Annotated in this window: 27 protein-coding genes; 19 read left to right on the forward strand and 8 right to left on the reverse strand. The window is 65.5% G+C overall.

Annotation, left to right across the window (positions count from 1 at the left end):
• Positions 1-128: 128 nt before the first annotated feature.
• Positions 129-1,415 (reverse strand): phosphopyruvate hydratase, encoded by a 1,287-nt coding sequence (gene eno / locus FA702_RS04050; protein ID WP_136955140.1) that lies wholly within the window; start codon positions 1,413-1,415, stop codon positions 129-131.
• Between eno and FA702_RS23105 the strand changes: the two genes are divergently transcribed.
• The 6 genes from FA702_RS23105 (at position 1,414) to FA702_RS04075 (ending at position 3,732) form a co-directional block, all read left to right on the forward strand.
• Positions 1,414-1,536, forward strand: coding sequence for a hypothetical protein (locus FA702_RS23105; protein WP_255504705.1), 123 nt, complete (start codon positions 1,414-1,416; stop codon positions 1,534-1,536). The two genes, eno and FA702_RS23105, sit on opposite strands and share 2 nt — an antisense overlap.
• A gap of 89 nt (positions 1,537-1,625) precedes the next feature.
• On the forward strand, positions 1,626-2,195 hold the full coding sequence (locus FA702_RS04055) for a hypothetical protein (protein WP_255504706.1): 570 nt from the start codon (positions 1,626-1,628) through the stop codon (positions 2,193-2,195).
• Between the two features lie 30 nt (positions 2,196-2,225).
• Positions 2,226-2,618 (forward strand): phage holin family protein, encoded by a 393-nt coding sequence (locus FA702_RS04060; RefSeq protein WP_136955141.1) that lies wholly within the window; start codon positions 2,226-2,228, stop codon positions 2,616-2,618.
• Complete coding sequence (locus tag FA702_RS04065) at positions 2,615-2,920, forward strand: hypothetical protein (protein WP_136955142.1); 306 nt, start codon at positions 2,615-2,617, stop codon at positions 2,918-2,920. The genes FA702_RS04060 and FA702_RS04065 overlap by 4 nt, the downstream gene beginning before the upstream one ends.
• Before the next feature lies 1 nt (position 2,921).
• The gene (locus FA702_RS04070; protein WP_136955143.1) at positions 2,922-3,413 is read left to right on the forward strand and encodes a hypothetical protein; all 492 of its coding nucleotides are present in this window, start codon (positions 2,922-2,924) and stop codon (positions 3,411-3,413) included.
• Positions 3,414-3,510: 97 nt separating this feature from the next.
• A complete protein-coding gene (locus FA702_RS04075) occupies positions 3,511-3,732 on the forward strand; it encodes a DUF4170 domain-containing protein (RefSeq protein WP_124808811.1) in 222 nt (73 codons plus the stop codon).
• 188 nt (positions 3,733-3,920) lie between these two features.
• Here FA702_RS04075 and greA read toward each other — a convergent pair whose 3' ends face one another.
• Both greA and carB read right to left on the reverse strand, forming a co-directional pair.
• A complete protein-coding gene (greA, locus tag FA702_RS04080) occupies positions 3,921-4,397 on the reverse strand; it encodes a transcription elongation factor GreA (RefSeq protein ID WP_124808810.1) in 477 nt (158 codons plus the stop codon).
• 138 nt (positions 4,398-4,535) lie between these two features.
• Positions 4,536-7,859, reverse strand: coding sequence for a carbamoyl-phosphate synthase large subunit (gene carB / locus FA702_RS04085; protein WP_136955144.1), 3,324 nt, complete (start codon positions 7,857-7,859; stop codon positions 4,536-4,538).
• Positions 7,860-7,931: 72 nt separating this feature from the next.
• Here carB and FA702_RS04090 point away from each other — a divergent pair, with 72 nt between their 5' ends.
• Positions 7,932-8,309: an endonuclease domain-containing protein gene (locus tag FA702_RS04090; RefSeq protein ID WP_136955145.1), complete on the forward strand. Its 378-nt coding sequence runs from the start codon at positions 7,932-7,934 to the stop codon at positions 8,307-8,309.
• A 29-nt stretch (positions 8,310-8,338) separates the two neighbouring features.
• Here FA702_RS04090 and carA read toward each other — a convergent pair whose 3' ends face one another.
• The gene (carA, locus tag FA702_RS04095; protein ID WP_136955146.1) at positions 8,339-9,508 is read right to left on the reverse strand and encodes a glutamine-hydrolyzing carbamoyl-phosphate synthase small subunit; all 1,170 of its coding nucleotides are present in this window, start codon (positions 9,506-9,508) and stop codon (positions 8,339-8,341) included.
• Positions 9,509-9,670: 162 nt separating this feature from the next.
• Between carA and FA702_RS04100 the strand changes: the two genes are divergently transcribed.
• The 9 genes from FA702_RS04100 to FA702_RS04140 all read left to right on the forward strand — a co-directional run bounded on the left by FA702_RS04100 (position 9,671) and on the right by FA702_RS04140 (position 20,031).
• Positions 9,671-10,126, forward strand: coding sequence for a GatB/YqeY domain-containing protein (locus tag FA702_RS04100; RefSeq protein WP_136955147.1), 456 nt, complete (start codon positions 9,671-9,673; stop codon positions 10,124-10,126).
• 79 nt (positions 10,127-10,205) lie between these two features.
• Positions 10,206-12,080 carry a DNA primase gene (gene dnaG / locus FA702_RS04105; RefSeq protein WP_136955148.1) on the forward strand — a complete coding sequence of 625 codons (1,875 nt, stop codon included), beginning with the start codon at positions 10,206-10,208 and terminating at the stop codon, positions 12,078-12,080.
• 45 nt (positions 12,081-12,125) lie between these two features.
• Positions 12,126-14,129 carry an RNA polymerase sigma factor RpoD gene (gene rpoD / locus FA702_RS04110; RefSeq protein ID WP_124808804.1) on the forward strand — a complete coding sequence of 668 codons (2,004 nt, stop codon included), beginning with the start codon at positions 12,126-12,128 and terminating at the stop codon, positions 14,127-14,129.
• Positions 14,130-14,420: 291 nt separating this feature from the next.
• A complete protein-coding gene (locus FA702_RS04115) occupies positions 14,421-16,679 on the forward strand; it encodes a TonB-dependent receptor (RefSeq protein WP_255504707.1) in 2,259 nt (752 codons plus the stop codon).
• Between the two features lie 160 nt (positions 16,680-16,839).
• Entirely contained in the window at positions 16,840-17,277 is a 438-nt protein-coding gene (rpiB, locus tag FA702_RS04120) for a ribose 5-phosphate isomerase B (RefSeq protein WP_136955150.1), read from the forward strand.
• A gap of 15 nt (positions 17,278-17,292) precedes the next feature.
• On the forward strand, positions 17,293-18,606 hold the full coding sequence (gene glyA, locus FA702_RS04125) for a serine hydroxymethyltransferase (protein ID WP_136955151.1): 1,314 nt from the start codon (positions 17,293-17,295) through the stop codon (positions 18,604-18,606).
• A 4-nt stretch (positions 18,607-18,610) separates the two neighbouring features.
• A complete protein-coding gene (locus FA702_RS04130) occupies positions 18,611-18,820 on the forward strand; it encodes a hypothetical protein (RefSeq protein WP_136955152.1) in 210 nt (69 codons plus the stop codon).
• Positions 18,821-18,823: 3 nt separating this feature from the next.
• Positions 18,824-19,285 (forward strand): transcriptional regulator NrdR, encoded by a 462-nt coding sequence (gene nrdR, locus FA702_RS04135; RefSeq protein WP_136955153.1) that lies wholly within the window; start codon positions 18,824-18,826, stop codon positions 19,283-19,285.
• Positions 19,282-20,031: an RNA methyltransferase gene (locus FA702_RS04140; RefSeq protein ID WP_136955154.1), complete on the forward strand. Its 750-nt coding sequence runs from the start codon at positions 19,282-19,284 to the stop codon at positions 20,029-20,031. The genes nrdR and FA702_RS04140 overlap by 4 nt, the downstream gene beginning before the upstream one ends.
• A gap of 18 nt (positions 20,032-20,049) precedes the next feature.
• Here FA702_RS04140 and FA702_RS04145 read toward each other — a convergent pair whose 3' ends face one another.
• Complete coding sequence (locus FA702_RS04145) at positions 20,050-20,337, reverse strand: chorismate mutase (protein ID WP_168195987.1); 288 nt, start codon at positions 20,335-20,337, stop codon at positions 20,050-20,052.
• Positions 20,338-20,614: 277 nt separating this feature from the next.
• On the opposite strand from FA702_RS04145, the gene rpsD reads away from it, so the two are divergent.
• Positions 20,615-21,226 (forward strand): 30S ribosomal protein S4, encoded by a 612-nt coding sequence (rpsD, locus tag FA702_RS04150; protein ID WP_124808796.1) that lies wholly within the window; start codon positions 20,615-20,617, stop codon positions 21,224-21,226.
• Between the two features lie 189 nt (positions 21,227-21,415).
• On the forward strand, positions 21,416-21,607 hold the full coding sequence (locus FA702_RS04155) for a hypothetical protein (protein ID WP_223806549.1): 192 nt from the start codon (positions 21,416-21,418) through the stop codon (positions 21,605-21,607).
• A 6-nt stretch (positions 21,608-21,613) separates the two neighbouring features.
• Here FA702_RS04155 and tgt read toward each other — a convergent pair whose 3' ends face one another.
• Complete coding sequence (gene tgt, locus FA702_RS04160) at positions 21,614-22,738, reverse strand: tRNA guanosine(34) transglycosylase Tgt (RefSeq protein WP_136955156.1); 1,125 nt, start codon at positions 22,736-22,738, stop codon at positions 21,614-21,616.
• 92 nt (positions 22,739-22,830) lie between these two features.
• On the opposite strand from tgt, the gene FA702_RS04165 reads away from it, so the two are divergent.
• Positions 22,831-23,586 carry a TSUP family transporter gene (locus tag FA702_RS04165; RefSeq protein ID WP_136955157.1) on the forward strand — a complete coding sequence of 252 codons (756 nt, stop codon included), beginning with the start codon at positions 22,831-22,833 and terminating at the stop codon, positions 23,584-23,586.
• A gap of 9 nt (positions 23,587-23,595) precedes the next feature.
• Here the strand turns inward: FA702_RS04165 and FA702_RS04170 are convergent, their stop codons facing one another.
• Positions 23,596-24,660 carry an AI-2E family transporter gene (locus tag FA702_RS04170; protein WP_136955158.1) on the reverse strand — a complete coding sequence of 355 codons (1,065 nt, stop codon included), beginning with the start codon at positions 24,658-24,660 and terminating at the stop codon, positions 23,596-23,598.
• Complete coding sequence (locus tag FA702_RS04175; RefSeq protein ID WP_136955159.1) at positions 24,657-25,655, reverse strand: rhodanese-related sulfurtransferase; 999 nt, start codon at positions 25,653-25,655, stop codon at positions 24,657-24,659. The genes FA702_RS04170 and FA702_RS04175 overlap by 4 nt, the downstream gene beginning before the upstream one ends.
• Between the last annotated feature and the right edge of the window lie 122 nt (positions 25,656-25,777).

A 25,777-nucleotide genomic window follows, 5' to 3' on the forward strand; every position in this document is an offset into this window, starting at 1 on the left:
GTTGTGAAGCGGAATTTAAGCGACCGATTAACAAGCGATGCCCGGCCGGCAAAAGCAAAAGGCCGGAGCGCGCCTGCGCCCCGGCCTTTTGCCTGAACCGTCAGCCGGTTCGCCCCGGAAGGACCGGATCAGGCTGAAAGCCGGCCGAACGCGCCCTTGCCCGCGTACTTCGCCGAGGCGCCCAGCTCTTCCTCGATCCGGATGAGCTGGTTGTACTTGGCGAGCCGGTCGGACCGGGCGAGCGAACCGGTCTTGATCTGGCCGCAGTTGGTGGCGACGGCGAGGTCCGCGATCGTCGCGTCCTCGGTTTCACCCGAGCGGTGCGACATCACGGCCGTGTAGCCGTTGCGCTGCGCGATCGAGACGGCTTCGAGCGTTTCGGTCAGCGTGCCGATCTGGTTGACCTTGACCAGCAGCGAATTGGCCAACCCCTTGCCAATGCCCATTTCAAGGCGCTTCGGGTTGGTCACGAACAGGTCATCGCCCACGAGCTGGACGCGCTTGCCGACTTTCGCGGTGAGCGCGGCCCAGCCCTCGAAATCGTCCTCACTCATGCCATCCTCGATCGAGCGGATCGGATAGGCATCGCACAGCGCCGCGAGATAGTCTGAGAAGGCTTCTGGCGAGAGCGACAGGCCTTCGCCGCTGATCTCGTACTTGCCGTTGCGGAAGAACTCGGTCGAGGCGCAGTCGAGCGCCAGCGCCATGTCCTCGCCCGGCTTGAACCCGGCCTTCTCGATCGAGGCCATCACGAAATCGAGCGCGTCGCGCGTGCTGGCCAGGTTGGGCGCGAAGCCGCCTTCGTCGCCCACCGCCGTCGCCAGGCCCTTTTCGTGCAGGCCCTTCTTCAGCGTGTGGAAGACTTCCGCGCCCCAGCGCACGGCTTCGGCCAGCGTCGGCGCGCCGACCGGCATGATCATGAATTCCTGGAAATCGATCGGGTTATCCGCGTGTTCGCCACCGTTGATGATGTTCATCATCGGCACGGGCAGGACATGCGCCGCAACGCCGCCAACGTAGGAATAGAGCGGCAGGCCGCGCGCGTCGGCTGCGGCCTTGGCCACGGCCAGGCTGGTGCCGAGAATGGCGTTGGCGCCGATGCGGCCCTTGTTCTCGGTGCCGTCGAGCGCGATCATGGCCAGGTCGATGTCGCGCTGGTCTTCGGCGTCAAGGCCGATCAGCGCTTCGGAAATCTCGCTGTTGACGGCGGTCACCGCCTTCATCACGCCCTTGCCGAGGTAGCGCCCCGTGTCGCCATCGCGCAATTCTACGGCTTCGTGCGCGCCGGTCGAGGCGCCCGAGGGAACCGCGGCGCGGCCAAAGCTGCCGTCTTCGAGCAGGACATCGACTTCGACAGTCGGGTTGCCACGGCTATCGAGAATTTCGCGGGCGTGGATGTCAATGATCGCGGTCATGGCTGGCTCCCTGAAAATGGGCGAAAAGATGCTGGACATCGCCGTTGGCGCCGGCTCCTATCGGCTGGAACCGGCGGGCGCAACCCGCGTTGGTGCATTGCAGCGGGGCCGCCCGCCGTGAATTCGTAGGCGCTTTGCCCTATGGTCCCGGATGCGCTAGTCGTTATCGCGAGGCCTGCCGGGCCTGACAGTTCGAAGGAAGACAGCAAAATGGCCAAAACCACCGCCAAGGGCACTACCACAGCCGCCGATGTGGCGGAAACCGTGACCGACGCCGTTGAAGAAGCGGCCGCCGCTGCGGAAACCGGCAAGTCGCGCTTCAGCAAGGCCGTTGAAGACGCCAAGGCCAGCGCCGAAAAACTGAAGGACGAGGCCCTTGAGCGCGGAGCCGCCTACAAGGCCACCGTGACCGAAAAGGCCGGCGACTGGAGTGAAGACGCCAAGGTCTATGCCGGGCAGGCCAAGGAAAAAGCTATCTCGCTTGCGACCGACGGCAAGAGCAAGGCGAGCGACGCCCTGACCGTGCTGGGCAAGACCATTTCCGATACTGCCGGCACGATCGATGAAAAGCTGGGCGTGCAATACGGCGATTATGCCCGTTCCGCTGCGCGCAGCATTCAGGAAACGGCCGCCAAGCTCGAATCGAAGGATGTTTCCGAACTCGGCAACGATGTGAAGGAATTCGTTCGCAAGAGCCCGGCCACCGCGATCGGCATCGCTGCCGTCGCGGGCTTCCTGCTGGCGCGGCTGGTGCGCGGGTCTGGCGACGGGGACGCGTAAGGGCAGAAGCGCGCATCGTCCGAACGACGGATGTCGTCCCCTCCCCCGCATGAACCTGGCGCCGGGTTTTCGGCCAGCGAGGCCGATGCTTCGCTGACCGGAACCCTGCGTGCGCTTATCGATGACGGCCAGACGCTGATCGAAGCGGAAATGGCCTACGCCCGTGCGCGTGCCGCCTATGGCTGGGGCCGCGCCAAGGGTATCGTCGCGCTGCTGCTGCTGGCCCTCGCCTTCGCGTTCTTTACGCTGGTGGCGCTGGTGGTTGGCCTGTTGCTGGCGCTGACACCGCTGCTGACCCCGTGGGGCGCGCTGGCAGTCGTCGGACTGGGCCTGGGCGGGCTTGCCGCCCTGTGCTTCGCCACCGCCGTCCGCCGCTTTCGCAAGGCGCGGGCCGCCCTGCTCGGCAAGGATGCGGGTTCATGAGCGAGCACCGGGACTCCGCCGTTCTCGAAGAGGCGCGCCTGTTGCGCGAGGAAGCCTGGCAACTGGTGCGCGGCGACGTTGCCGCCCTGCGCGACGGGCTGGCGGAGAAGCCGATAGGCCGTCGCATCCGGGAACATGCCGCGGACGAAATCGTTGAAACGATCGACATGGCCCGCGATATCGCCAGCGAAAACAAGGCTGTTGTCGGCCTGACGATCGCGGCCGTTGCGGGATGGCTATTGCGTGCGCCCTTGTCCCGCATCGCGGGACGCTGGCTGGCCGGCATGGCGCAAGGAGAATGATGTGAAAGACGAGATCGAAACCGGTGAACTCGATCCCAACGCCGCCGTGCGCGAGAAGATCGAGTCGGCAAAGGCGCGGGTAGCGGCTTCCAGTCCGGCAAAGACCGTGAAGACGCTGGTCGACGAGCATCCCGTCGCCATGCTGGCGGGCGGAATTCTGCTGGGCGCGCTCGTCGCCCGCGCGTGGCCGAAGCGCCGTTCGGCGGCGAAGGAGGTCGTGGATTCGCGCCTGGGCAAGCGCGCCGTGGCACTAGCCGCGCTGGGTGCCGAAATCGCGACAGCCTATGCCACCCGCGCCGCCGAAGCCGGGCGCGAGGGCGTGGCCCGGCTAGAGGACATCGGCGGTTCCGTGGGCGGCAAGATCGCGGAAGGTGGCGAGGAAGCGCGCAAGCGGGCGGTCGATCTGACCGATGTGGCCGTGTCCTCCGCGCGCGAGGCCGGGGAAACCGCGCTGCGCCGCCTTATCGAAATTGCGACCAGATTGCGCAAATAACCCAACAAGGGCGCGAATAAGCCATTCGTCGCACTTGCCATCGCCTCATCATTTTGTCAGTGGCACGCACGTTTCCTCCCCAATGGAAAAGGCTGCCATGCAGAAGCTGCACCTTGTAATGGGCGGGCGGGTCAAGGACCCGCAGGGCCTCGAATTCGTCGACCTCAACAAGATCGACGTCGTGGGGGTGTTCCCCGACTATCACAGCGCCGAAGAGGCCTGGCGCGCTGCCGCGCAGCGCACCGTGGACGACGCGGAAATGCGCTATGTGATCGTTCACCTGCACCGGCTGCTCGAACCGGAACTGCCCAAGGCCTGAAGCCAGGCCATACAAAAAAGGCCCCGGAGCGATCCGGGGCCTTTTTTGTATGATCCACCCGTCATCCCAGCGAAAGCTGGGATCTAAGCCCGATGCGGGGGAACATCCGAAAGGCTCGGTCCAACCTCACGAGATCCCAGCTTTCGCTGGGATGACGGGTTGTGAGACAGGGTGTTACGCCCAGAATCTCAGATGAATTCGATCTTTTCGACGACGTAGAACTTGTCGCCCGACGGCACCGTCACCTCGACCTCGTCTTCCACCTTGCGCCCGATTAGCGCGCGGCCCAGCGGCGAATTGTAGCTGATGCGGCCCACCTTGGCATCCGCTTCGGCCTGCCCCACGATCTGGTAACGCACGGGCTTGTCGGCATCGTCGAGCAGCGTCACGGTGGCGCCGAACACGATGCGATCGCCCGAAAGGCTGGTGGGATCGATGATCTGCGCGCGGCTGATCTTGTCTTCCAGATCGGCGATAGAGGCTTCGACCTGGCCCTGCCGCTCCTTGGCGGCATGGTATTCGGCGTTTTCGGAAAGATCGCCGTGGGCGCGCGCTTCTTCGATCGCGTCAACGATCTTCGGCCGCTCCTCGCGCAGCGCTTTCAGCTCGGCAGTCAGCTTTTCATAGCCTTCGGCCAGCATCGGCAGCTTTTCCACACTTGCCATCCGTCTTCTCTTTCCTTTCGTTCCCCGCCTGCCGCGGCGTGACGCTACGGCAACCGGGGATAACCGTCCCCAACCGGACGCCGTATCAATCGACCGTCCGGGCTTTCACCGCCGCGATGCTGGGGAACACGTGGAAGCTCAGCTATAATAATCCTGCAACGGACGAACCGCAAGGTCGGCGCTTTGCAGCGCCTCGATCGCGGCGGCCGCGGCGACCGACGCAGCGGCCGTCGTGAAATAGGGCACCTTGCCCGACAGCGCCGAGCCACGGATCGATTGCGAGTCCTTGTGGCTCTGCCAGCCTTCGGTCGTGTTGAAAATCAATGCGATATCGCCGTCGATGATCCGGTCCACGATATGCGGACGGCCCTCGGCAACCTTGTTGATCCGTTCGACCGAGACGCCGGCATCGGCGAGGTAACGCGCGGTGCCACCGGTCGCTACGATGTGGAAGCCCAGCCCCGACAGCTTCTTCACCGCCGGCAGCACCATCGCCTTGTCGCCATCCTTGACCGAGACGAACAGCGTGCCGCCCCGCGGCAGGCTGACGCCCGCGCCCAATTGCGCCTTGGCGAACGCAACCGGGAAATTCGCATCGATTCCCATGACTTCGCCGGTGGACTTCATCTCGGGCGAAAGCACCGGATCGACGCCGGGGAAGCGCGCGAACGGGAACACCGCTTCCTTCACCGCCATGTGATCGACCTCGCGCCGGATCGCCGGCAAGTCGGCCAGCGTCTCGCCCGCCATGATCCGCGCCGCGAACTTGGCGATGGGCTGGCCGATCGCCTTGGCCACGAACGGCACCGTGCGGCTGGCGCGCGGGTTCACCTCGATCAGGTAAACTTCGCCGTCCTTCACCGCGAACTGGATGTTCATCAGCCCGCGCACGCCCAGCGCCTTGGCCAGCAGCACTGCCTGGCGCTCCATTTCCTGCACGACGTCATCGGGCAGGCTGTAGGGCGGCAGGGTGCAGGCGCTGTCGCCCGAATGGATACCGGCTTCCTCGATGTGCTGCATCACGCCGGCCACGGTCACCTCTTCGCCATCGGCCAGCGCATCGACATCGCATTCGATCGCATCGCGCAGGTACTGGTCGATCAGCACCGGGCTGTCGCCCGAAACCTGCACGGCGGTGGCGATGTAATCATCGAGCTGCGCCTGGCTGTCGACGATTTCCATGGCGCGGCCGCCCAGCACGTAGGACGGGCGCATCAGCACCGGATAACCGATGCGCGAAGCCACCGCGACCGCCTCGTCGCGGCTGCGCGCCAGGCCGTTGGCGGGCTGCTTGAGGCCCAGCTTCTCGACCAGCGCGGCGAAGCGTTCGCGGTCTTCGGCCAGGTCAATCGCGTCGGGCGAGGTGCCGAGGATCGGGATGCCGGCGTCTTCCAGCGCCTGCGCCAGCTTGAGCGGCGTCTGCCCGCCGAACTGCACAATCACTCCGACAAGTTCGCCGTTCGCCTTTTCGACTTCGAGAATCTCCAGCACGTCCTCGGCCGTGAGCGGCTCGAAGTAGAGGCGGTCGGACGTGTCGTAGTCGGTCGAGACGGTTTCGGGGTTGCAGTTGACCATGATGGTCTCGAACCCGGCGTCTTCCAGCGCGAAGCAGGCATGGCAGCAGCAATAGTCGAACTCGATGCCCTGCCCGATGCGGTTCGGGCCGCCGCCGAGGATCACGATCTTCTTGCGGTCCGAAGGCGCCGCCTCGTTCTCGGGCTCACCGAACAGGCCGCCTTCGTAGGTCGAATACATGTAAGGCGTCACCGCCTCGAATTCGGCCGCGCAGCTATCGATGCGCTTGAACACCGGGCGCACGCCCAGCCGGTGGCGCAACTTGCGCACCTCGTCCTCGCTGGTGGCCCCCGCCATGGCGCGCAGCGCATCGTGCAGCAGGCCCGAACGCTTGGCCTGGGTTTCCGCCATGCCGCCCGCGACATGGACCGAGCGCACCGCCAGCGTGGCGAGGCGCTTGTCCGAAAAGCCCATGGCCTTCAGCCGGCGCATGCCCGCCGCATCCACCGGCAGTCCGTTTTCCAGGATCGCCTTTTCCTCGGCGATGATTTCCTCGATGTGGCGCAGGAACCACGGCTCGTACTTGGTGACGGCATGGATGTCGTCCACCGAAAAGCCTTCGCGGAAGGCCTGGCCCACCGCCAGCAGGCGCTCGGGCGTGGCGCGCGAGAGCACGGCGTTGATCTCGTCGCGGTCCGCGCCTTCCAGCGCGACCACGCGGTTGAAGCCGTCCAGCCCGGTTTCCAGCCCGCGCAGCGCCTTCTGCAGCGATTCCTTGAAGTTGCGGCCGATCGCCATCACTTCACCCACGGACTTCATCGCGGTGCCCAGCAGCGGTTCGGCGCCCTTGAACTTCTCGAACGCGAAGCGCGGGATCTTGGTGACGACGTAGTCGATCGTCGGTTCGAACGAGGCCGGCGTGGCACCGGTGATGTCGTTGACGATCTCGTCCAGCGTATAGCCCACGGCCAACTTGGCCGCGACCTTGGCGATGGGGAAGCCCGTGGCCTTGGAGGCCAGCGCCGAGGACCGCGACACGCGCGGGTTCATCTCGATCACGATCAGGCGGCCATCCTTCGGGTTGACCGCGAACTGCACGTTCGAACCGCCTGTTTCCACGCCGATTTCACGAAGCACCGCGATCGATGCGTTGCGCATGATCTGGTATTCCTTGTCGGTCAGCGTCAGCGCCGGGGCGACGGTGATCGAATCCCCGGTGTGGACGCCCATCGGATCGACGTTCTCGATCGAGCAGATGATGATGGCGTTGTCGTTCCGGTCGCGGACGACTTCCATCTCGTACTCTTTCCAGCCGAGCAGCGATTCCTCGATCAGCACCTCGGTGGTCGGGCTGGCTTCCAGCCCGCCGCGCACGATCTTGACGAACTCTTCCCGGTTGTAGGCGATGCCGCCGCCGGTGCCGCCCAGCGTGAAGCTGGGACGGATGATCGAGGGCAGCCCGGTCGTCTCCAGCACCGCCAGCGCCTCGTCCACCGTGTGCGCCACGCCCGAACGCGCGGATTCGAGGCCGATCTTGTCCATCGCGTCGCGGAACTTCTGGCGATCCTCGGCCTTGTCGATCGCTTCGGCATTGGCGCCGATCATGGTCACGCCGAACTTTGCGAGTGTGCCGTCCTGCGCCAGCGCCAGCGCGGTGTTCAGCGCGGTCTGCCCGCCCATCGTCGGCAGGATCGCGTCGGGGCGCTCCTTCTCGATGATCTTGGCGACGATCGCCGGCGTGATCGGCTCGACATAAGTCGCGTCCGCCATCTCGGGATCGGTCATGATCGTGGCCGGGTTCGAATTGACCAGGACGATGCGATAGCCCTCTTCCTTGAGCGCCTTCACCGCCTGCGTGCCCGAATAGTCGAACTCGCAAGCCTGGCCGATGACGATCGGCCCTGCGCCGATGATCAGGATCGAGGAGATGTCAGTGCGTTTGGGCATGCGAGGGCCTTATTGTATTGAAGCCCTCTCACCCTTCAGGGGGAGAGGGTTGGGAGAGGGGGCTGCGATACGATGAAGCGGCACGAGGGCACGCGAACCCGGGCGCGGGAATTGCGGCGCGAGATGACCGAGCCGGAACGCCGGCTGTGGCAGATCGTTCGCGCCGGTCGTCTCGGCTTCAAGTTTCAGCGACAGGTCGTGCTTGCGCCGTATATCGCCGACTTCGCCGCGCGCTCGGAACGGCTGGTCATCGAGATCGACGGGGAAACCCACGGTTCGAACACCGCATACGACGCGCGGCGAACGGCCGACCTGGAGGCGCGCGGCTACCGGGTGCTCCGGTTCACCAACACGGAAGTCATGACCAATCCCGAAGGCGTCGCGCGGACGATCCTGATGGCTCTGGGGCGGGATCCGGAAAGCCCCCTCTCCCCAACCCTCTCCCCCTGAAGGGTGAGAGGGGGCGAAGGCGGTAACGTTCATCCCAGCATCCCCACGAACTTCTCGAACAGGTAGAAGCTGTCCTGCGGCCCCGGCGATGCTTCCGGGTGGTATTGCACGCCGAACGCCTTCTTGCCCGCGATGGCGATGCCGCAGTTCGATCCGTCGAACAGCGAAACGTGGGTTTCGATCACGTTCGCCGGCAGGCTGGCGTTGTCCACCGCGAAGCCGTGGTTCATGCTGGTGATCTCCACCACGCCCTGCTCCAGCCGCTTGACCGGGTGGTTCGCGCCGCGGTGGCCCTGGTGCATCTTCACCGTCTTCGCGCCGGCGGCCAGCCCCAGCATCTGGTGACCAAGGCAGATGCCGAAGATCGGCACGTCGCGCTCCAGCAGCGCCTGGATCACGGGCACGGCATAGGCGCCGGTCGCCGCCGGATCGCCAGGGCCATTCGAGAGGAACACGCCATCGGGATTGAGCGCCAGAATCGTTTCGAGCGAGGTTTCCGCCGGCACCACCGTCACCCCCGCGCCGGCCTTCACCAGATTGCGGAAGATGTTGTCCTTCGCGCCGAAGTCCATGGCGACGACGTGCGGGCGCTTGTCGTGCGGGGAGCGGCCATAGCCCTGCCCCAGCCGCCAGACCGAACCCTGCCATTCCTCCTGCCCGTCGCGCGTGACGATGCGGGCAAGGTCCATGCCTTCAAGACCCGGCCAGTTGCGCGCCTTTTCCAGCAGCGCTTCGATATCGAACTGCCCCTTGGGATCGTGCGCGATCACCGCGTTGGGGGCGCCAGACAGGCGAATGCGGCGGGTCAGCGCGCGGGTGTCGATCCCGGCAAGGCCGATCTTGCCATGCTTTTCCATCCACGCGGGGAACGTGCCCTGCGCACGGAAGCTGGCGGGCGCGGTCACGTCCTCGCGCACCACACAGCCGACGGCGCCGGGCACGTCATGGCTTTCCATGTCCTCGGCATTGGTGCCGACATTGCCGATGTGCGGGAACGTGAAGGTGACGATCTGCGCCGCGTAGGACGGATCGGTCATCACTTCCTGATAACCGGTCATCGCGGTGTTGAAGCACACCTCGCCCACGGCCGAGCCGACCGCGCCGAAGCCTCGTCCCCACGCGACCGATCCATCCGCAAGCACGAGGACTCCCGTCGCGCCTTCTGGTTGAGGCGCGTGCGAAAGTGCGGGGTCGGCCATGATGTGGGGCGCTCCGTTGGCAAGGGTTCTGACGATGTCGCTAAGGCTCGCCCGCTAGACCTGCCGCGCCGCACCGTCAACCTAGCGGATTGAGAAAGTTTGTCCTACATGCGTTTCTTCCGCCGGCTTGCGGCGACCATCCACAGGAAACGTATACACACCATGATCCGCGACTCGATCAAGGCCGCGCAGGTTTCGGCCATGAAGGCGGGCGACAAGGCCCGTCTTGCCGCCGTCCGCCTCATCCTTGCCAAGCTGAAGGACAAGGACATCGAACTGCGCACCGCCGCTTCCATCCCCGACGACGACGTGGTCGTGGTCGACGTGCTGCAGAAGATGGCCAAGCAGCGCCGCGAATCGATCACGCTCTACGAACAGGGCGGCCGGCAAGAACTGGCCGAGGTGGAGAAGGCCGAACTCGTGGTGATCGAGGAATTCCTCCCCGCGCAGATGAGCGACGATGACGCGAAGGCCGCGATCTCCGCGATCATCGCCGAAACCGGCGCGGTCGGCATGAAGGACATGGGCAAGGTGGTGGCCGCGCTCAAGGCGAAGCACGGCAGCCAGCTCGACATGGGCAAGGCCAGCGGGCTGGTGAAGGCGGCGCTGGCGGGGTGACACAAAACTGCCCTCCCGCCCCCTCCCGCAGGCAGGAGGGGAGTTTGTGGACTCGCCCCCGTCGGGGCGGAGGCGCTGCATGAGCCTATCCCCGCAATGGCTGGACGAGTTGCGCGCCCGCATTTCGCTTTCGGGCGTGATCGGGCGGACGGTGCGCGTGCAGAAGGCGGGGCGGGAGTTCAAGGCGTGCTGTCCGTTCCATAACGAAAAGACGCCCAGCTTCACGATCAACGACGAAAAGGGCTTCTACCACTGCTTCGGCTGCGGTGCGCACGGGGACGTGATCCGCTGGATGACCGATCACCAGGGCCTGCCCTTCATGGATGCGGTGAAGGAGCTGGCGGTTGAGGCCGGCATGGAAGTGCCCGCACCCGATCCGCGCATGGCGCAGCGCGCGGAGCAGCAGAAATCGCTGCACGACGTGATGGCGGCGGCGCAGGATTTCTTCGTGCGCAGCCTGCACGAGGAGCGTGGCGCGGACGCGCGGCGCTATCTCGCTTCGCGCGGGTTTCCCGAACGGATCGTGCGCGATTTCGGCTTCGGCTTCGCGCCGGACAGCCGCACCGCGCTGAAGGAGGCGCTTTCCGCCTTTCCCGATGCCATGCTGATCGAGGCCGGCCTGCGCATCGTGGTGGATGGCCGCGATCCCTATGACCGGTTCCGGGGACGGCTGATGCTGCCGATCCTCGATCCGCGCGGGCGGGTAATCGCGTTTGGCGGGCGCATCCTCAGCGCCGAAAAGACAGACGCGCCCAAGTACCTCAATTCGCCCGACACGCCGCTGTTCGACAAGGGCCGCACGGTTTACAACCTGCATCGCGCCGCGCCGGCCGCGCGCAATGCCGGGCGGATCGTCGTCGTCGAAGGCTACATGGACGTGGTGGCGCTGGCGGCGGCGGGGATCACCGAGGCGGTCGCGCCGCTGGGCACCGCGCTAACGGAACGCCAGATAGAACGGCTGTGGCGCGTGGTCGAATGCCCGACGCTGTGCTTCGATGGCGATGCCGCGGGGCAACGCGCGGCGATGCGGGCGATCACCCGCGCCCTGCCCCTGCTCCGCCCCGGCCAAAGCCTGCGCATCGTTACCCTGCCCGGCGGCATGGACCCGGACGACGTGGTCAAGCGCGACGGGCCGCAGGCGATGGAAGCCCTGCTGGGCGAGGCACGGAGCCTGATCGACGTGCTGTGGGCCGCCGAACGCGATGCCCTGCCGCTGACGACGCCCGAGGACAAGGCCGGGCTGAAGGCGCGGCTGATGGCGCATTGCGACACCATCCAGCACCCGGACATCAAAGCGCTCTACCGCCGCGATCTCAACGAGCGGTTCGGCGAACTCGCCTTCGCCCGCAAGGAACGCGCGCCGTTCCAGCCCCGCCAGGGCGGCGGCCCCGCACCGCGCGGCAAAGGGCAGCCGTGGAAACCCGCGCCGCCGCCCTTGCCCGCCGAACAGGCGAACCGCCTGCAACAGCGGGTGGGCACGCGCGACCGGCTGATCGCCGCCGTGATCGCCGGGCTGGTCGAGCAGCCCGATCTTATCGCGGCCCATGCCGAAAGCCTCGCGCGACTGCATCCGGCGGAAGCGGACATGGCGGCCACGCTCGATGCCTTGCTGGTGCTGGCCGATTCGCCCGGCCCATCGGGCGCCGCTCTTGAAAGCGAACATATCCGGACCATATTGCAGGAGCGGCGTCTGCGCACGCCGACCGCAACGGATTTTGGTGAGATTCGATTCGGCTTTCTCGCGAAGCGGGAAGGCAGCGCCGGGGAATTGGCCGACGCGATTGCGCTTCTGGTGGAGCTTCCGGAGGTGGAATCGGCGCTGGAAGAGGCCAATCGGCGCTATCAGGCCGAACTTACCCCCGAAACCGAAGCGGAAAAAGAACGTTTGCGCGAACGAAGGCTGGCCTTGTTTGCCCGGTTGGGGCAAATGGGTCGCGTTCGTGCTTCGTTATAATTGTAAGACGCAACGACAGCTCGAACAAAGTGGTATCGGGGTTCAATGGCATCCAACGACAAGACCGATAGCGGCGACGCGCCGCTGATCGACCTGAATGACGCTTCCATCAAGAAGCTCATCGCGCGCGCCAAGCGCCGTGGCATCATCACTTACGACGAGCTGAACGAGGCGCTGCCTCAGGACCAGATGTCTTCCGAGCAGATCGAGGACATCATGGCCGCGATTTCGGAAATGGGCGTCAATATCGTCGAAAGCGACGAGGACGCGGTCGATCCGGAAGACAACCAGCAGGAAGACGTGGAAGATGTCGATCCGGTCGAGGATCGGCCCGACATCATCAAGCGCAAGGAAACCGTCGAGCGTACCGACGATCCGGTGCGCATGTACCTGCGCGAAATGGGCGCGGTGGAACTGCTCAGCCGCGAAGGCGAAATTGCCATCGCCAAGCGCATCGAAGCCGGCCGCGACACCATGATCATGGGCCTGTGCGAAAGCCCGATCACCTTCCACGCGATCATCCAGTGGTCCGAGGCGCTGAACGCCGGCGAAATGCAGCTGCGCGAGATTCTCGATCTCGACGCGATGCTGTCCAAGGAACCGCAGCCCGAAAACCTCTCCGAGGACGGCGAGGAAGCCGACGGCGAAATCAGCGAAGCCACGGCCGGCCCCTCGTTCAAGGACGAGGACGAAGTCGAGGAAGAAGAACCGGCCGACGGCGACGAGGACGACGAACTGCGCGAACGCCGCGCGCGTCCGGTGGAGGAAGAGGAAGAGGACAACACCCTCAGCCTCGCCCAGATGGAAGCGCAGCTGAAGCCGGCCGCGCTTGAGCGCTTCGCCGAGATTACCGACCTGTTCCGCCGCTTCGAGAAGATCCAGGCCGAACGGCTCGACGTGCTGGCGATCGGCAACGATTTTCCGGCGGCGAAGGAATCGCAGTACCAGAAGCTGCGCGAGGATCTGACCGCGCAGGTCGAAAGCGTGCAGTTCCATGCCAGCAAAATCGAATACCTGGTCGACAACCTCTATGCGTTCAACCGCCGCCTGACGGCGCTGGGCGGGCAAATGCTGCGCCTGGCCGAACGCCACAAGGTTTCGCGCAAGGACTTCCTCGATAACTACGTCGGCCGCGAACTCGACGACGGCTGGCTGCAATCGCTGGCCGGCCGCGACAAGAAGTGGGCCGCGTTTGCCGCCAACGAAGGTTCGGCGGTGGAGCGCATCCGCGCCGAGATCGCCGACATCGCGGCCGCCACCGGCATGTCGCTGGGCGAATTCCGCCGTATCGTGAACATGGTCCAGAAGGGCGAACGCGAAGCGCGCATCGCCAAGAAGGAAATGGTGGAAGCCAACCTCCGCCTCGTGATCTCGATCGCCAAGAAATATACCAACCGCGGGCTGCAGTTCCTGGACCTGATCCAGGAAGGGAACATCGGCCTGATGAAGGCGGTGGACAAGTTCGAGTATCGCCGCGGCTACAAGTTCTCGACGTACGCGACGTGGTGGATCCGGCAGGCGATCACGCGCTCGATCGCGGATCAGGCGCGCACCATCCGTATCCCGGTCCACATGATCGAAACGATCAACAAGCTGGTGCGCACCAGCCGCCAGTTCCTGCACGAGCAGGGCCGCGAGCCCACGCCCGAGGAAATGGCCGAACGCCTCTCCATGCCGCTGGAGAAGGTGCGCAAGGTGATGAAGATCGCCAAGGAGCCGATCTCACTCGAAACGCCGATCGGCGACGAGGAAGACAGCCACCTGGGCGATTTCATCGAGGACAAGAACGCGATCATCCCGGTGGACGCCGCGATCCAGTCCAACCTCAAGGAAACCGTTACCCGCGTGCTGGCCAGCCTGACCCCGCGCGAGGAACGCGTGCTGCGCATGCGCTTCGGCATCGGCATGAACACCGATCACACGCTGGAGGAAGTGGGCCAGCAGTTCTCGGTGACGCGCGAACGCATCCGCCAGATCGAGGCAAAGGCGCTGAGGAAGCTGAAGCACCCGAGCCGTTCGAGGAAGATGCGCTCGTTCCTGGATCAGTAACGACCGGCATCCCGGCAAAGCCGAAAAGGGCGTCCCGATCCGTCGGGGCGCCCTTTCGCATTTTGGGGGATGGGGTTCTCGGGGGTTGTTGCCCCCATGCGACACCCCGGCCCGATTCGTTTCAGGCGATACCGGCCCCGCCGAAACAAGGTTGAAATATGACGGGTTTAACCGCAGCAGCCGTCGGCAAGGGACCGTCATCCCACCTCATGAGGGAATCAATTAATGCGTATCGCATCTTTAGCCTCCGCGCTTCTCGCGGGAACCGCCCTGCTGCCCGTGGCGCCCGCCATGGCACAAGCCCAGGCGGCTGACGCCGAAGCGGCGGAATCGTCAGACACGATCGTCGTCACGGCACAACGCCGCCAGGAGAACATCCTGAGCGTGCCGGTCTCCGTTGCCGTCATGAAGCCCGAAACGTTGCACGACATCCAGGCCGGCGGTGCCGACACCCTGCTTTCGCTGGCGGGCCGCGTCCCCAGCCTCAACGTTGAATCGACCACGGGCCGCATCTTTCCGCGGTTCTACATCCGCGGCCTTGGCAACATCGACTTCTATCTGGGTGCGTCGCAGCCGGTGTCGATCATCCAGGACGACGTGGTGGCCGAGCATGTCGTGCTCAAGTCCACGCCGGCCTTCGACATCGATCAGGTGGAAGTGCTGCGCGGTCCGCAAGGATCGTTGTTCGGCCGCAACACCACCGCCGGCATCGTCAAGTTCGATACGGTGCAGCCGTCCGCTACCTGGCGCGGCCAGGGGTCCGCAAGCTGGGGCAGCCGCAACAGCGTCAACATCGATGCCGGCGTCGGCGGCCCGCTCAACAGCAGCGGCACGCTGAGCTTCCGCCTGTCCGGCCTTTACCAGCATCGCGACAACTGGATCAGCAACACCTACACCGGCCCCAGCGACGATGGCACCGTCCCCGGCAAGAATGTGATGGGCGGCTTCAACGAGCGCGACGTGCGCCTGCAGATCGAGGCCAAGCCTTCGGACGCGCTGACCCTGCGCCTGTCCGGTCACTATCGCGACTACGATGGCACCGCGTCGATCTTCTATCGCGGCTCCATCAAGCAGGGCGTGCGCGCCGTGCCCGATACGCTGGACCTGACGAAGGTTTCCTACGACGAAGCGCAGAACAACCCGCAGGCCTACAAGACCAAGGGCGCATCGCTGAAGGCGATCTACGATTTCGGCGGCATCACGCTGACGTCGATCACCGCCTATGAAAACGCCCATGGCTATAGCCGTGGCGACACCGACGGCGGCGCTGCGGCCGATTTCGGCGGCACCGCCCCGAACTATTGCGCGGCCGGCTGCGGCCAGTCGCGCGGGGTGCTGCGCGGGCTGGATCAGTGGTCGCAGGAACTGCGCCTCGCCAGCCCGGACACCGGCCGGTTCAAGTGGCAGATCGGGGGCATCTACTTCGATTCGCGCGACATGACCGAGTTCGACCAGCGCGCGTACTTCCTGACCAGCAATGCGCTGGGCACCACACCCAGCCCGAACAACTGGGTTCTTCTGCACAACGTCAACACCAGCTGGGGCCTGTTCGGCCAGGCCAGCTACGACCTGACCGAGAAGCTGCGCGTGACCGGCGGCGTGCGCGTGACGAACGACACCAAGACCACCGAACTGCTCAAGACCGCCGATACGGTGTCTGGCGTGGTAACGTTCCCGGCAACCGCGGCGCGCAAGGTGCGCCTTTCCGACACGCAGCCCAGCTTCGACCTGAGCCTGCTTTATCGCGCCACGCCGGATCTCAGCCTGTTCGCCCGTGTCGCGCGCGGCTTCCGTGGTCCGACCATTCAGGGCCGCTCTGCCGTGTTCAACTCGCCCTTCTCCACGGCGCAATCGGAAAAGAACACGTCCTGGGAAGCGGGCGTGAAAAGCGCCTGGCTTGATAACGCCCTGACGTTCAATCTGACCGGCTTCTACTACACGGTTTCGGACATCCAGTTGAACGGCAACGACAGCAACGGCAACGGCGTGCTGTTCAATGCCGACAAGGCTGTCGGCTATGGCATGGAAGCGGAACTGGGGCTGCGGCCGGCCCGCAACCTGAAGTTCAACATTGGCTTCAGCCTGCTACACACCGAGATCAAGGACAAGTCGGTCTATGCGCAGGCCGGCGCGGCCGGTGGCGTGCTTTCGGAAACGGTGCTCAACCCGACCGTGCGCGTGGGCAACAACTACTTCGCCCAGATCAACGGCAACCCGCTGCCCAACGCGCCTGACTTCAACCTCAACGTAAGCGGCCGCTACGACCTGCCGCTGAACGAGAAGCTGCGCGCGTTCGTGGGCGCGGACTTCAACCTGCAGGGCTATACGATGTACGTGCCCTACAAGACGGTGGAGTACACCTCGAACGGCAACTTCGAACTCGGCCTCAAGGCGGGTCTGGCTTTCGAGCGCTACGAGCTGGCCTTCTTCGCCCGCAACCTCACCGACAAGCGCAACCTTGTCGGCGTTATCGACACCTCGAACTACCGTGCCGGCATCTACAACGATCCGCGCGTGTTCGGCGTGACGCTGAGCGGGTCGTTCAATTGATCCGCTCCTGATACGATGCAATGCAAGGCGGGGCGCCCCAAGGGCGCCCCGCAAATACGGACAATAGGGCATTGCACGGCGTTTGATCTGGCATCGTTGGCGCAATGCGCCTAAGGGGGCGCAGAATCCCCTCCAAGGACAGCCGGAAACGCAAAATCCCATGCGCATAGCCATTGCTTCCGATCACGCCGCGTTCGACCTCAAGGCGGAACTGCGCGAATATCTGATCGGTCTGGGCCACGAAGTCGCCGATCTTGGCCCGGAAACGGCCGATCGTGTCGATTACCCCGACTATGGCTACAAGCTGGCCTCGGTGGTCGCCGATGGCACCGCCGCCTATGGCGTGGCGCTGTGCGGATCGGGCATCGGCATCTCGATCGCGGTGAACCGCAATCCCGCCTGCCGCTGCGCGCTGGTTTCCGAGCCGCTGTCCGCCGCCCTGGCACGCGAACACAACGATGCCAACTGCATCGCTATGGGCGCGCGCCTGACCGGCGTCGACATGGCCAAGGCCTGCCTCGATGCGTTCCTGTCCACCGAATTCGGCGGCGGCCGCCATGCCGGCCGCGTCGACAAGCTTTCCCATCCCCAGGTCTGAAGAGGAGACGACCAGATGACCAATGCCGCCACCGCGACTTCGGAAATCCGCTCCTCGGGTTTCTTCACCGAACACCTTGAGAGCGCCGATGCCGAAGTCTTCGCGGCGATCCGGGGCGAACTGAAGCGCCAGCAGACCAAGATCGAGCTGATCGCCAGCGAGAACATCACCTCGCTTGCGGTACTCGAAGCCACGGGTTCGGTGTTCACCAACAAGTACGCCGAAGGCTATCCGGGCAAGCGCTATTATGGCGGCTGCGAATATGCCGACGTAGTCGAAACGCTGGCCATCGAGCGCGCCAAGAAGCTGTTCGGCTGCCAGTTCGCCAACGTGCAGCCCAATTCGGGCAGTCAGATGAACCAGGCCGTGTTCCTCGCTCTGCTGGAGCCGGGCGACAGCTTCATGGGGCTGGATCTCAATTCGGGCGGTCACCTGACCCACGGATCGCCCGTCAACATGAGCGGCAAGTGGTTCAAGCCGATCCCCTATGGCGTGCGCGAGGACGATCACCTGATCGACATGGACGAGGTTGCCCGCCTTGCCCGCGAACACAAGCCGAAGCTCATCATCGCGGGCGGCACCGCCTATTCGCGCGTGTGGGATTTCCCGCGCTTTCGCGAGATCGCCGATGAAGTGGGCGCTTGGCTGCTCGTCGATATGTCGCACTTCTCCGGCCTTGTCGCCGGCGGCGCGCACCCCTCGCCCTTCCCGCACGCGCACGTCGTCACCACCACCACGCACAAGTCGCTGCGCGGCCCGCGTTCGGGCGTGGTCCTCACCAATGACGAGGACATCGCCAAGAAGATAAACATGGCGGTGTTCCCCGGCATGCAGGGTGGCCCGCTCGTCCATGTGATCGCGGCCAAGGCGGTTGCCTTCGGCGAAGCGCTACGCCCCGAATTCCGGGCCTATGCCGCGCAGATCGTGGCGAACGCGCGCGCGCTGGCCTCGTCGCTGCAGGAGCAGGGTCTCGCCATCGTTTCGGGCGGCACCGACAACCACCTGATGCTGGTCGACCTGACGGCGAAGGACGTCACCGGCAAGGCGGCGGAAAAGGGCCTCGATCGCGCCTGGCTGACCTGCAACAAGAACGGCATCCCGTTCGACAAGCGCTCGCCCTTCGTCACCTCGGGCATCCGGCTCGGCACGCCGGCCGGCACCACGCGCGGCTTCGGCGTGGCCGAATTTCGCACGATCGGGCAGCTCATCGCCGAAGTGGTCGATGGCATGGCGCGCAACGGCGATGAAGGCGACGGGCAGATCGAACAGCGCGTGCGCGATCGCGTGGCCGAACTGTGCGATCGCTTCCCGATCTATCCGGAGTTGTAAGGCCATGAGCGACCGCGACGACGACCTCGTCGGCCGAGCCAGGGACGAGATCACCGCCATGGCAAAGCAGGGGATGGACCACCCATCGACCAAGCCGGTGCTGATCGGCGCCGGGATCGGCGCTGTCGCGGGCGCGCTGCTGCCGGTGATCACCCTGCCCGCCGGCCTCGCCATCGGCGCAGGCATCGCGTTCTGGCAACGGATCAAGCGCTGACCGATGCGTTGCCCGTTCTGCGCGCATGACAACAGCCAGGTGAAGGACAGCCGGCCGAGCGAGGACAACACCTCGATCCGCCGGCGGCGCCAGTGCGAAAGCTGCGGCGCCCGCTTCACCACGTTCGAGCGCGTGCAGTTGCGCGAAATCATGGTGGTGAAATCGGGCGACCGGCGCGAACCGTTCGACCGCGCCAAGATCGAACAGTCCGTAGCCCTCGCCTGCCGCAAGCGCGGTGTGCCGCAGGAACGGCTCGACCGGCTGGTGTCCAGCATCCAGCGCCAGATCGAGACGATGGGCGACACCGAAGTGCCCTCCAAGGCGATTGGGGAAATGGTGATGGATGGGCTGCGCCAGATCGACAGCGTCTCCTACATCCGCTTCGCCAGCGTCTATCGCGACTTCACCGAAGCCCGCGATTTCGAGGAATTCGCCAGCACCGTGCGCGAAGTGGGCGCGCATTGACGCAGCCCGCCGCCCTTCCCCCGGTCATCGTTCTGGTCCGTCCGCAGCTTGGCGAGAATATCGGCAAGGCAGCCCGCGCCATGCTCAATTTCGGGCTGACCGAGATGCGGCTGATCTCGCCCCGCGACGGCTGGCCCAACCCGTCGGCCGGCCCGGCGGCCTCGGGCGCGGACAGCGTGCTGGAACAAGCGCGGGTGTTCGAAACGCTGGCCGACGCGGTGGCCGATTGCGCCCACGTCTATGCCACCACCGTGCGCAAGCGCGGCGTGACCAAGCCGGTGGTGACACCCGAGGAAGCCGCCCGCGCGATCACGACCGCGCCGGGCCGCAGCGCCATCGTGTTCGGGCCGGAGCGCTCCGGGTTGGAAACCGACGACGTGGCGCTGGCCCGCGCGATCCTGACCGTGCCGATCAACCCGGAATTCGGCTCGCTCAATCTGGCGCAGGCTGTGATCCTGTGCGCCTATGAATGGTCCAAGCATGTCGCGGCCGGCGACGCGGCGCTGATCCAGCCGACGGTCGAGGACCTGCTCCCGCCCGCCCCGCAGGATGAGTTCGAGGGCATGTTCGCCCAACTGACCGAGATGCTGGAGCCGCGCGGCTATTTCGAGCCGCCGAGCCGGGCGGCGGCCACGCGGCGTACGCTGCGCACCATGCTGACCAAGCCCGGCTGGAACCATCTCGAGATCCGCACCCTGCGCGGCGTGCTTTCAGCGCTGCGGCGCACGCCGGAGCCCAAGGACTGAGCGGTATCGGACCCGGATCTATTCGTTGCCAGCGCGCAACCGTTCGCGCGCCTGGCGCTCGAACGCGACCGAAGCATCAAACAGCCGATCCCAGAAATCGCCGACCAGCCCCACCGGCACGCCCTGCTCGAACGCGCGGCGGCGAATCGCCGAAAGGACCGCCCTGCGCCGTTCTTCGTCATCCAGATTGAAACGCCCGTCGTTGAGTTTCGCCGCGGCGCGCACCAAGGCAAAGCGCCGGGACAGAAGGTCGATGAGTTGGCGATCGACAAGATCAATGCCGCTGAACACGTCGTCCAGCGTCACAAAGTCCTCAGGATTGGGCGGCCCCTCGCTCATCAATTCCATCTGAACCTAAAATTCCAGCTCTGTCTATGGCACCTGCCCTTGACAAACCACTAAACCCCTGTTCTTAGCGCGCGTTCACATGGACTCCGCTGAAGTTGGCTTCGGCGGTCCAGTCCGATTGGCCCCGCACCCCGGTGAAGCGGTGGCCGCGTTCCGTAACTGACGGAACGGTGCGTACCGGGTCTGAAGCACGGGTGATGGTCATCCGCGCAAGCAAGTTGGAGGCACCTGCGCCATGTCGAAGCGCAAGGCATCGAAGTATAAAATTGACCGCCGTCTTGGGGAGAACATCTGGGGCCGTCCCAAGAGCTCGGTCAACCGCCGGAGCTATGGCCCCGGCCAGCACGGCCAGCGCCGCAAGAGCAAGGTGTCGGACTTCGGCATCCAGCTCCGCGCCAAGCAGAAGCTCAAGGGCTACTACGGCGACGTGACCGAGAAGCAGTTCAAGCGCACCTACCAGGAAGCCGCCAAGATGAAGGGCGATACCGGTCAGAACCTGATCGGCCTGCTCGAACAGCGCCTCGACATGGTCGTCTATCGCGCCAAGTTCGCGCCGACGATCTTCTCGGCCCGCCAGGTCGTTTCGCACGGCCACATCTACGTCAACGGAGTGAAGTGCAACATCGCGTCGCGCCGCGTGCGCCCCGGCGATGTCGTCAGCCTGGGCAAGAAGGCCAAAGAAATGGCGCTGATCGCCGAAGCGCAGGCGCTGCCCGAGCGCGAAGTGCCCGACTACGTCGCCGCCGAAGGCGACAAGGTGACCTTCACCCGCGTTCCGACGCTTGATGAAGTGCCCTATCCGGTGAAGATGGAACCGAACCTGGTCGTCGAGTTCTACTCGCGCTGATCGGTCCGGCTTCGGCACGAAAAAGCACGAAAGGCGGGGCTCAACCCCGCCTTTTTTGTTTCTAAATCATATCGTTACATTTCATCAGCGCTATTCGTCGCCCCGCAAAATCGGCCGGTCGCAAGATCGCGCCGGATTGATCTCGATCACGGAACTGAAACGCGCTTCGGCCATTGGCCGGGCATGCCGATGTTTCGTTTCGTCACCCCGCACCGATGCGGAAAATGGTACCCCGACCTGCTGACCGCACAGCAACAGGCCTGCGCGATCGGTGCCGGATTTTTCGAGGATCGCAGCGGCGAATTCTACCAGTACCCCGGCACCCGTCTCGAAACGCGTCCGTTCGACACGCCGGATGAAACGGCCGACATCGCGGCGTAGCAAGCTTCATCGCCCCAAATAATCGCGCCGGAAGTCCGCTGCGAAAGCGGCAAAAGCTCCGGCCGAGATAGCCGCCCGCATCCCGGCCATCAACTGCTGGTAGAACGAGAGGTTGTGCTCCGTCGTCAGCATCGCGCCCAGCATTTCCCCGCACTTGTGCAGATGGTGGAGATAGGCGCGGCTGTATTTCGCGCAGACCGGGCAGGTGCAGCGTTCGTCCAGCGGGCCGGTGTCTTCCGCGAACCGCGCATTGCGCAAGTTGAGCGGGCCGTTCCAGGTGAACGCTTGGCCGTTGCGGCCCGAGCGTGTCGGCAGCACGCAATCGAACATGTCCACGCCGCGTTCGACGGCGCCGACGAGGTCATCGGGCTTGCCCACCCCCATCAGGTAGCGCGGGCGATCCTGCGGCAACTGGTCGGGCGCGAAATCGAGCGTGGCGAACATCGCCTCCTGTCCCTCGCCCACCGCCAGCCCGCCGATGGCGTAACCGTCGAAGGCGATGTCGCGCAAGGCGTCGGCGCTTTCCTGGCGCAGGCCTTCGTCCAGCGCACCCTGCTGGATGCCGAACAGCGCCGCGTTTTCGGCGTGCTCGCCGCCACTATCGAAGCCTTCGCGGCTGCGCCTGGCCCAGCGCATCGACATCGCCATCGAACGGGCGATCACATCGCGCGGTTGATCGGCGCGCGGGCATTCGTCGAAGGCCATGACGACGTCGGACCCCAGCAGGCGCTGGATCTCCATCGAGCGTTCGGGCGATAGCATGTGCCGCGATCCGTCGAGATGGCTGGCGAACGTGACGCCTTCCTCGGTGATCTTGCGCAGATCCGACAGGCTCATGACCTGATAGCCGCCGCTGTCGGTCAGGATCGGGCGATCCCAGCCCATGAACTTGTGCAGCCCGCCCAGCCGCGCCATGCGCTCCGCGCCGGGGCGCAGCATCAGATGATAGGTGTTGCCCAGGATGATGTCCGCACCCGTGGCGCGCACGTCTTCCACCTTCATCGCCTTGACGGTTGCCGCCGTGCCCACGGGCATGAAGGCCGGGGTGCGGATTTCGCCGCGCTTCATGGTGATGACGCCGGTGCGCGCCTTGCCGCTGGTGGCGTGGATCGAGAACGAAAAACGGGTCATGGCGAAGCGGTCGGCCTGAAATGCGGGCAATGCCCGGCGCAAGACGTGGAAAGAGGATTGCGGCCCTTACGGCGAAACGCCATGGCGCGCAAATGATCGAACCGTGGCTCTATCCCGCGCTGACCGCCGTGGCCGTGCTGACCGGCTTCGTCGACGCCATCGCCGGCGGCGGCGGGCTGATCATGATGCCGGCGCTGATCTACACCGGCCTGCCGCCGCATGTGGTACTGGGCACCAACAAGGTGCAATCCGCCTGCGGCACCGCGATGGCGACGCTACGCTACCGCCGCGCCGGGCTGTTTTCGATACGCCCCAACCTTCCCACGGTGGCGGCGATCTTCGCGGGCGCACTGGCGGGAGCGATGGTGATCCAGCGGTTCGATGCCGATGTGCTGCGGTTGGTGGTGCCGTTGCTGCTGATGGGAATCGCGCTCTACACCGTGTTTTCGCCGCGCATGGACGATCACGACAGCAAGGCGCGGCTTAGCGACCGCGGCTATCTGCCGGCGGCCGGCGCGGTGGGCTTCTACGACGGCTTTTTCGGCCCCGGCGCCGGCCAGTTCTACACGACCACGCTGGTCGGGCTGCGCGGGCTGGGCCTGACGCGGGCGACCGGGCTGACCAAGCTGTTCAACCTGACCAGCAACGTCGCCAGCATCGTGGTATTCGCCTCGGGCGGGCAAGTGCTGTGGCTGCTGGGCCTGTGCATGGGCGCGGGCGCGATGACCGGGGCGTGGCTTGGCTCGCACTGGGCGACGCGGCTGGGCGCGCGGCTGATCCGGCCGCTACTGGTGACAGTAAGCCTGGGGTTGACGGCGCGGCTGGTGTGGAGCTGGTTCGCGCAATAGGCGCGCCGGCTATTCGGACGGCGCCTCGCCGCCCTGCCCGGCACCGTCGGCGAAATCCCGCCACAGCATCACCAGCACCGCCATCGTCGCCGGCCCCACGAACAGGCCGAGAATGCCGAACGTGGCCGCACCGCCCAGAATGCCAATCAGCACCCACAGGAACGGCAACCGTGTCGCTCCTCCGATGATCGCGGGGCGGACGAGATGGTCCGCTACCGCCAGCACGATCAGCCCGCTGACCACGATGATGCCGGCGTTGACCGGCGATCCCATCGCGATCTGCAAGGCGGCAGCCACGGCGAACATCACCGCCGCACCGAACGGGATCGTGGCCGCAACCGCCGTCAGGGTGCCGAGCATGATCGGGTGGGGCGTTCCCAGCAACGAATAGACGATCGTCATCACCGCGCCTTCGCCGATCCCGACAAGGACCAGCCCGTCGATCGTGGCCCGCACCGAATTGATCGCCTGCCGCCCGATCCGCTCTCCCGCCGGGCCGAACACGCGGTCGCTGGCGCGAAGGCACTGTTCGACGATCGCATCCCGGTCGCGCAACAGGAAGAACAGCGTCATCAGCGTGAAGGCGAACACCACGGCGCGGTGCATCAGGTTGCTGCCGATAAGCCGGCCATGCATGACCACATCGACATCCAGCATCCGGCCGAGCACGAAGCCCGGCGCGTGGGGATCGGCAAGGTGGGCCTGCCACCACGAGCGCGCGAACGGCGCCGTGCCGTCCAGCCAGGCCGGCGGCGCGATGCCGTTGTTCCTCGCCCATTCAAAGCCCTGCGCGATCTGCCGCGCCTCCGCCAGCGCCTGCCCGATCGCGAACAGCAGCGGCACCAGCACGACCAGCGCCACGGCCAGCGTTATCGCCGCCGGCAGCAGCACGCGCGCGATCCGCCCATTCCAGCGGCGGCGCAAGCGCAGATAGAGCGGATCGATCGCCACTGCGATGATCACCGCCCAGGCCAGTGCCGGCAGGAATTCGCGCACGATCCACAGCGCCAGCGCCACCAGCAGCGCCACCAGCACCAGCCGCGCGCGGCGCGCTTCGCTTTCCCGGCGCGTCATGCCTGCTCCTCCATCACCGCACCGACATGGCGGTAGCCGCGCCGCGCGGCCAGTTGTTCTTGCCGATGCCGTTCGCGATAGCTCTCGCGCTGCGCCTCGGTCCGCTCGTCGTGGCAGGCGGCGCAACTCACGCCTTCCTCGAACAGCGGCGAAGCGCGGTCCTGCGCGCCAACCGGGCGGCGGCACGCGCGGCACAGTTCGTAGGAGCCCTGAACCAGACCGTGGCCCACCGTCACCCGTTCATCGAACACGAAGCATTCACCGCGCCACAGGCTTTCGGCTTCGGGCACGGTTTCCAGATATTTCAGGATGCCGCCCTTGAGGTGATAGACTTGGTCCACGCCTTCCGCCTTGAGGAACGCGGTGGACTTCTCGCAGCGGATGCCGCCAGTGCAGAACATCGCCACTTTCGGCGGCGTGCCCTGACCCAGCAGGCGCTCGCGTTCAGCGCGGAACCACGCAGGAAATTCGCGGAACGATTGCGTGCGCGGATCAATCGCGCGCGCGAAAGTGCCCACGGCAACCTCGTAGTCGTTGCGGGTGTCGATCACGATCGTCCCCGGATCGGCGATCAGCGCGTTCCAGTCCTCGGGCGACACATAGTGGCCGACGCTCGCCAGCGGATCGATGTCCGGCTCGCCCATCGTCACGATCTCGCGCTTGAGGCGCACCTTCATGCGGTAGAACGGCATGTCCGCCGCTTCGGAGAATTTCACGTCCAGACCGGCGCATCCTGGCAGCGCTCGGATGTGCGCCAGCACGGCATCGATCGCCTGCTCCGTTCCCGCGATCGTGCCGTTGATCCCCTCGCGCGCGACCAGCAGCGTGCCCTTCACGTCCAGGCCGCAGCACAGCCGGGCAAGCGGCGCGCGGACCGCCTCCGGATCGGGGAACGGTGCGAACTGATAGAGTGCGGCGACACGCCAGGGCGATGATGCGTTGGTCACGAGAATGATCCGTCCGTCCGCCGGTTCGGCGGGTTTCCAGCGGCGCATATAGCCTGCGCGGCATGGCCGGAACAGAAAACTTGGCCGGCCCCACTCACCACCTCTTGACCGCGCCGCTTCGCTCCGGTCCGGTACCGCAAAGCCATCGCCCGGATGGCACGAGGAGAGGA

Source organism: Novosphingobium sp. EMRT-2 (assembly GCF_005145025.1).
Taxonomy (GTDB): domain Bacteria; phylum Pseudomonadota; class Alphaproteobacteria; order Sphingomonadales; family Sphingomonadaceae; genus Novosphingobium.

Coding starts and splice junctions, on each gene's coding strand:
- dnaG (WP_136955148.1), top strand. CDS start 10,206: ATGAGCCTATCCCCGCAATGGCTGGACGAGTTGCGCGCCCGCATTTCG.
- tgt (WP_136955156.1), bottom strand. CDS start 22,738: ATGACCCGTTTTTCGTTCTCGATCCACGCCACCAGCGGCAAGGCGCGC.
- carA (WP_136955146.1), bottom strand. CDS start 9,508: ATGGCCGACCCCGCACTTTCGCACGCGCCTCAACCAGAAGGCGCGACG.
- rpoD (WP_124808804.1), top strand. CDS start 12,126: ATGGCATCCAACGACAAGACCGATAGCGGCGACGCGCCGCTGATCGAC.
- rpsD (WP_124808796.1), top strand. CDS start 20,615: ATGTCGAAGCGCAAGGCATCGAAGTATAAAATTGACCGCCGTCTTGGG.
- glyA (WP_136955151.1), top strand. CDS start 17,293: ATGACCAATGCCGCCACCGCGACTTCGGAAATCCGCTCCTCGGGTTTC.
- FA702_RS04175 (WP_136955159.1), bottom strand. CDS start 25,655: ATGCGCCGCTGGAAACCCGCCGAACCGGCGGACGGACGGATCATTCTC.
- carB (WP_136955144.1), bottom strand. CDS start 7,859: ATGCCCAAACGCACTGACATCTCCTCGATCCTGATCATCGGCGCAGGG.
- greA (WP_124808810.1), bottom strand. CDS start 4,397: ATGGCAAGTGTGGAAAAGCTGCCGATGCTGGCCGAAGGCTATGAAAAG.
- FA702_RS04100 (WP_136955147.1), top strand. CDS start 9,671: ATGATCCGCGACTCGATCAAGGCCGCGCAGGTTTCGGCCATGAAGGCG.
- FA702_RS04090 (WP_136955145.1), top strand. CDS start 7,932: ATGAAGCGGCACGAGGGCACGCGAACCCGGGCGCGGGAATTGCGGCGC.
- FA702_RS04170 (WP_136955158.1), bottom strand. CDS start 24,660: ATGACGCGCCGGGAAAGCGAAGCGCGCCGCGCGCGGCTGGTGCTGGTG.
- FA702_RS04065 (WP_136955142.1), top strand. CDS start 2,615: ATGAGCGAGCACCGGGACTCCGCCGTTCTCGAAGAGGCGCGCCTGTTG.
- FA702_RS04130 (WP_136955152.1), top strand. CDS start 18,611: ATGAGCGACCGCGACGACGACCTCGTCGGCCGAGCCAGGGACGAGATC.
- FA702_RS04115 (WP_255504707.1), top strand. CDS start 14,421: ATGGCACAAGCCCAGGCGGCTGACGCCGAAGCGGCGGAATCGTCAGAC.
- nrdR (WP_136955153.1), top strand. CDS start 18,824: ATGCGTTGCCCGTTCTGCGCGCATGACAACAGCCAGGTGAAGGACAGC.
- FA702_RS04060 (WP_136955141.1), top strand. CDS start 2,226: ATGTCGTCCCCTCCCCCGCATGAACCTGGCGCCGGGTTTTCGGCCAGC.
- FA702_RS04055 (WP_255504706.1), top strand. CDS start 1,626: ATGGCCAAAACCACCGCCAAGGGCACTACCACAGCCGCCGATGTGGCG.
- FA702_RS23105 (WP_255504705.1), top strand. CDS start 1,414: ATGGCTGGCTCCCTGAAAATGGGCGAAAAGATGCTGGACATCGCCGTT.
- rpiB (WP_136955150.1), top strand. CDS start 16,840: ATGCGCATAGCCATTGCTTCCGATCACGCCGCGTTCGACCTCAAGGCG.
- FA702_RS04075 (WP_124808811.1), top strand. CDS start 3,511: ATGCAGAAGCTGCACCTTGTAATGGGCGGGCGGGTCAAGGACCCGCAG.
- eno (WP_136955140.1), bottom strand. CDS start 1,415: ATGACCGCGATCATTGACATCCACGCCCGCGAAATTCTCGATAGCCGT.
- FA702_RS04165 (WP_136955157.1), top strand. CDS start 22,831: ATGATCGAACCGTGGCTCTATCCCGCGCTGACCGCCGTGGCCGTGCTG.
- FA702_RS04155 (WP_223806549.1), top strand. CDS start 21,416: ATGTTTCGTTTCGTCACCCCGCACCGATGCGGAAAATGGTACCCCGAC.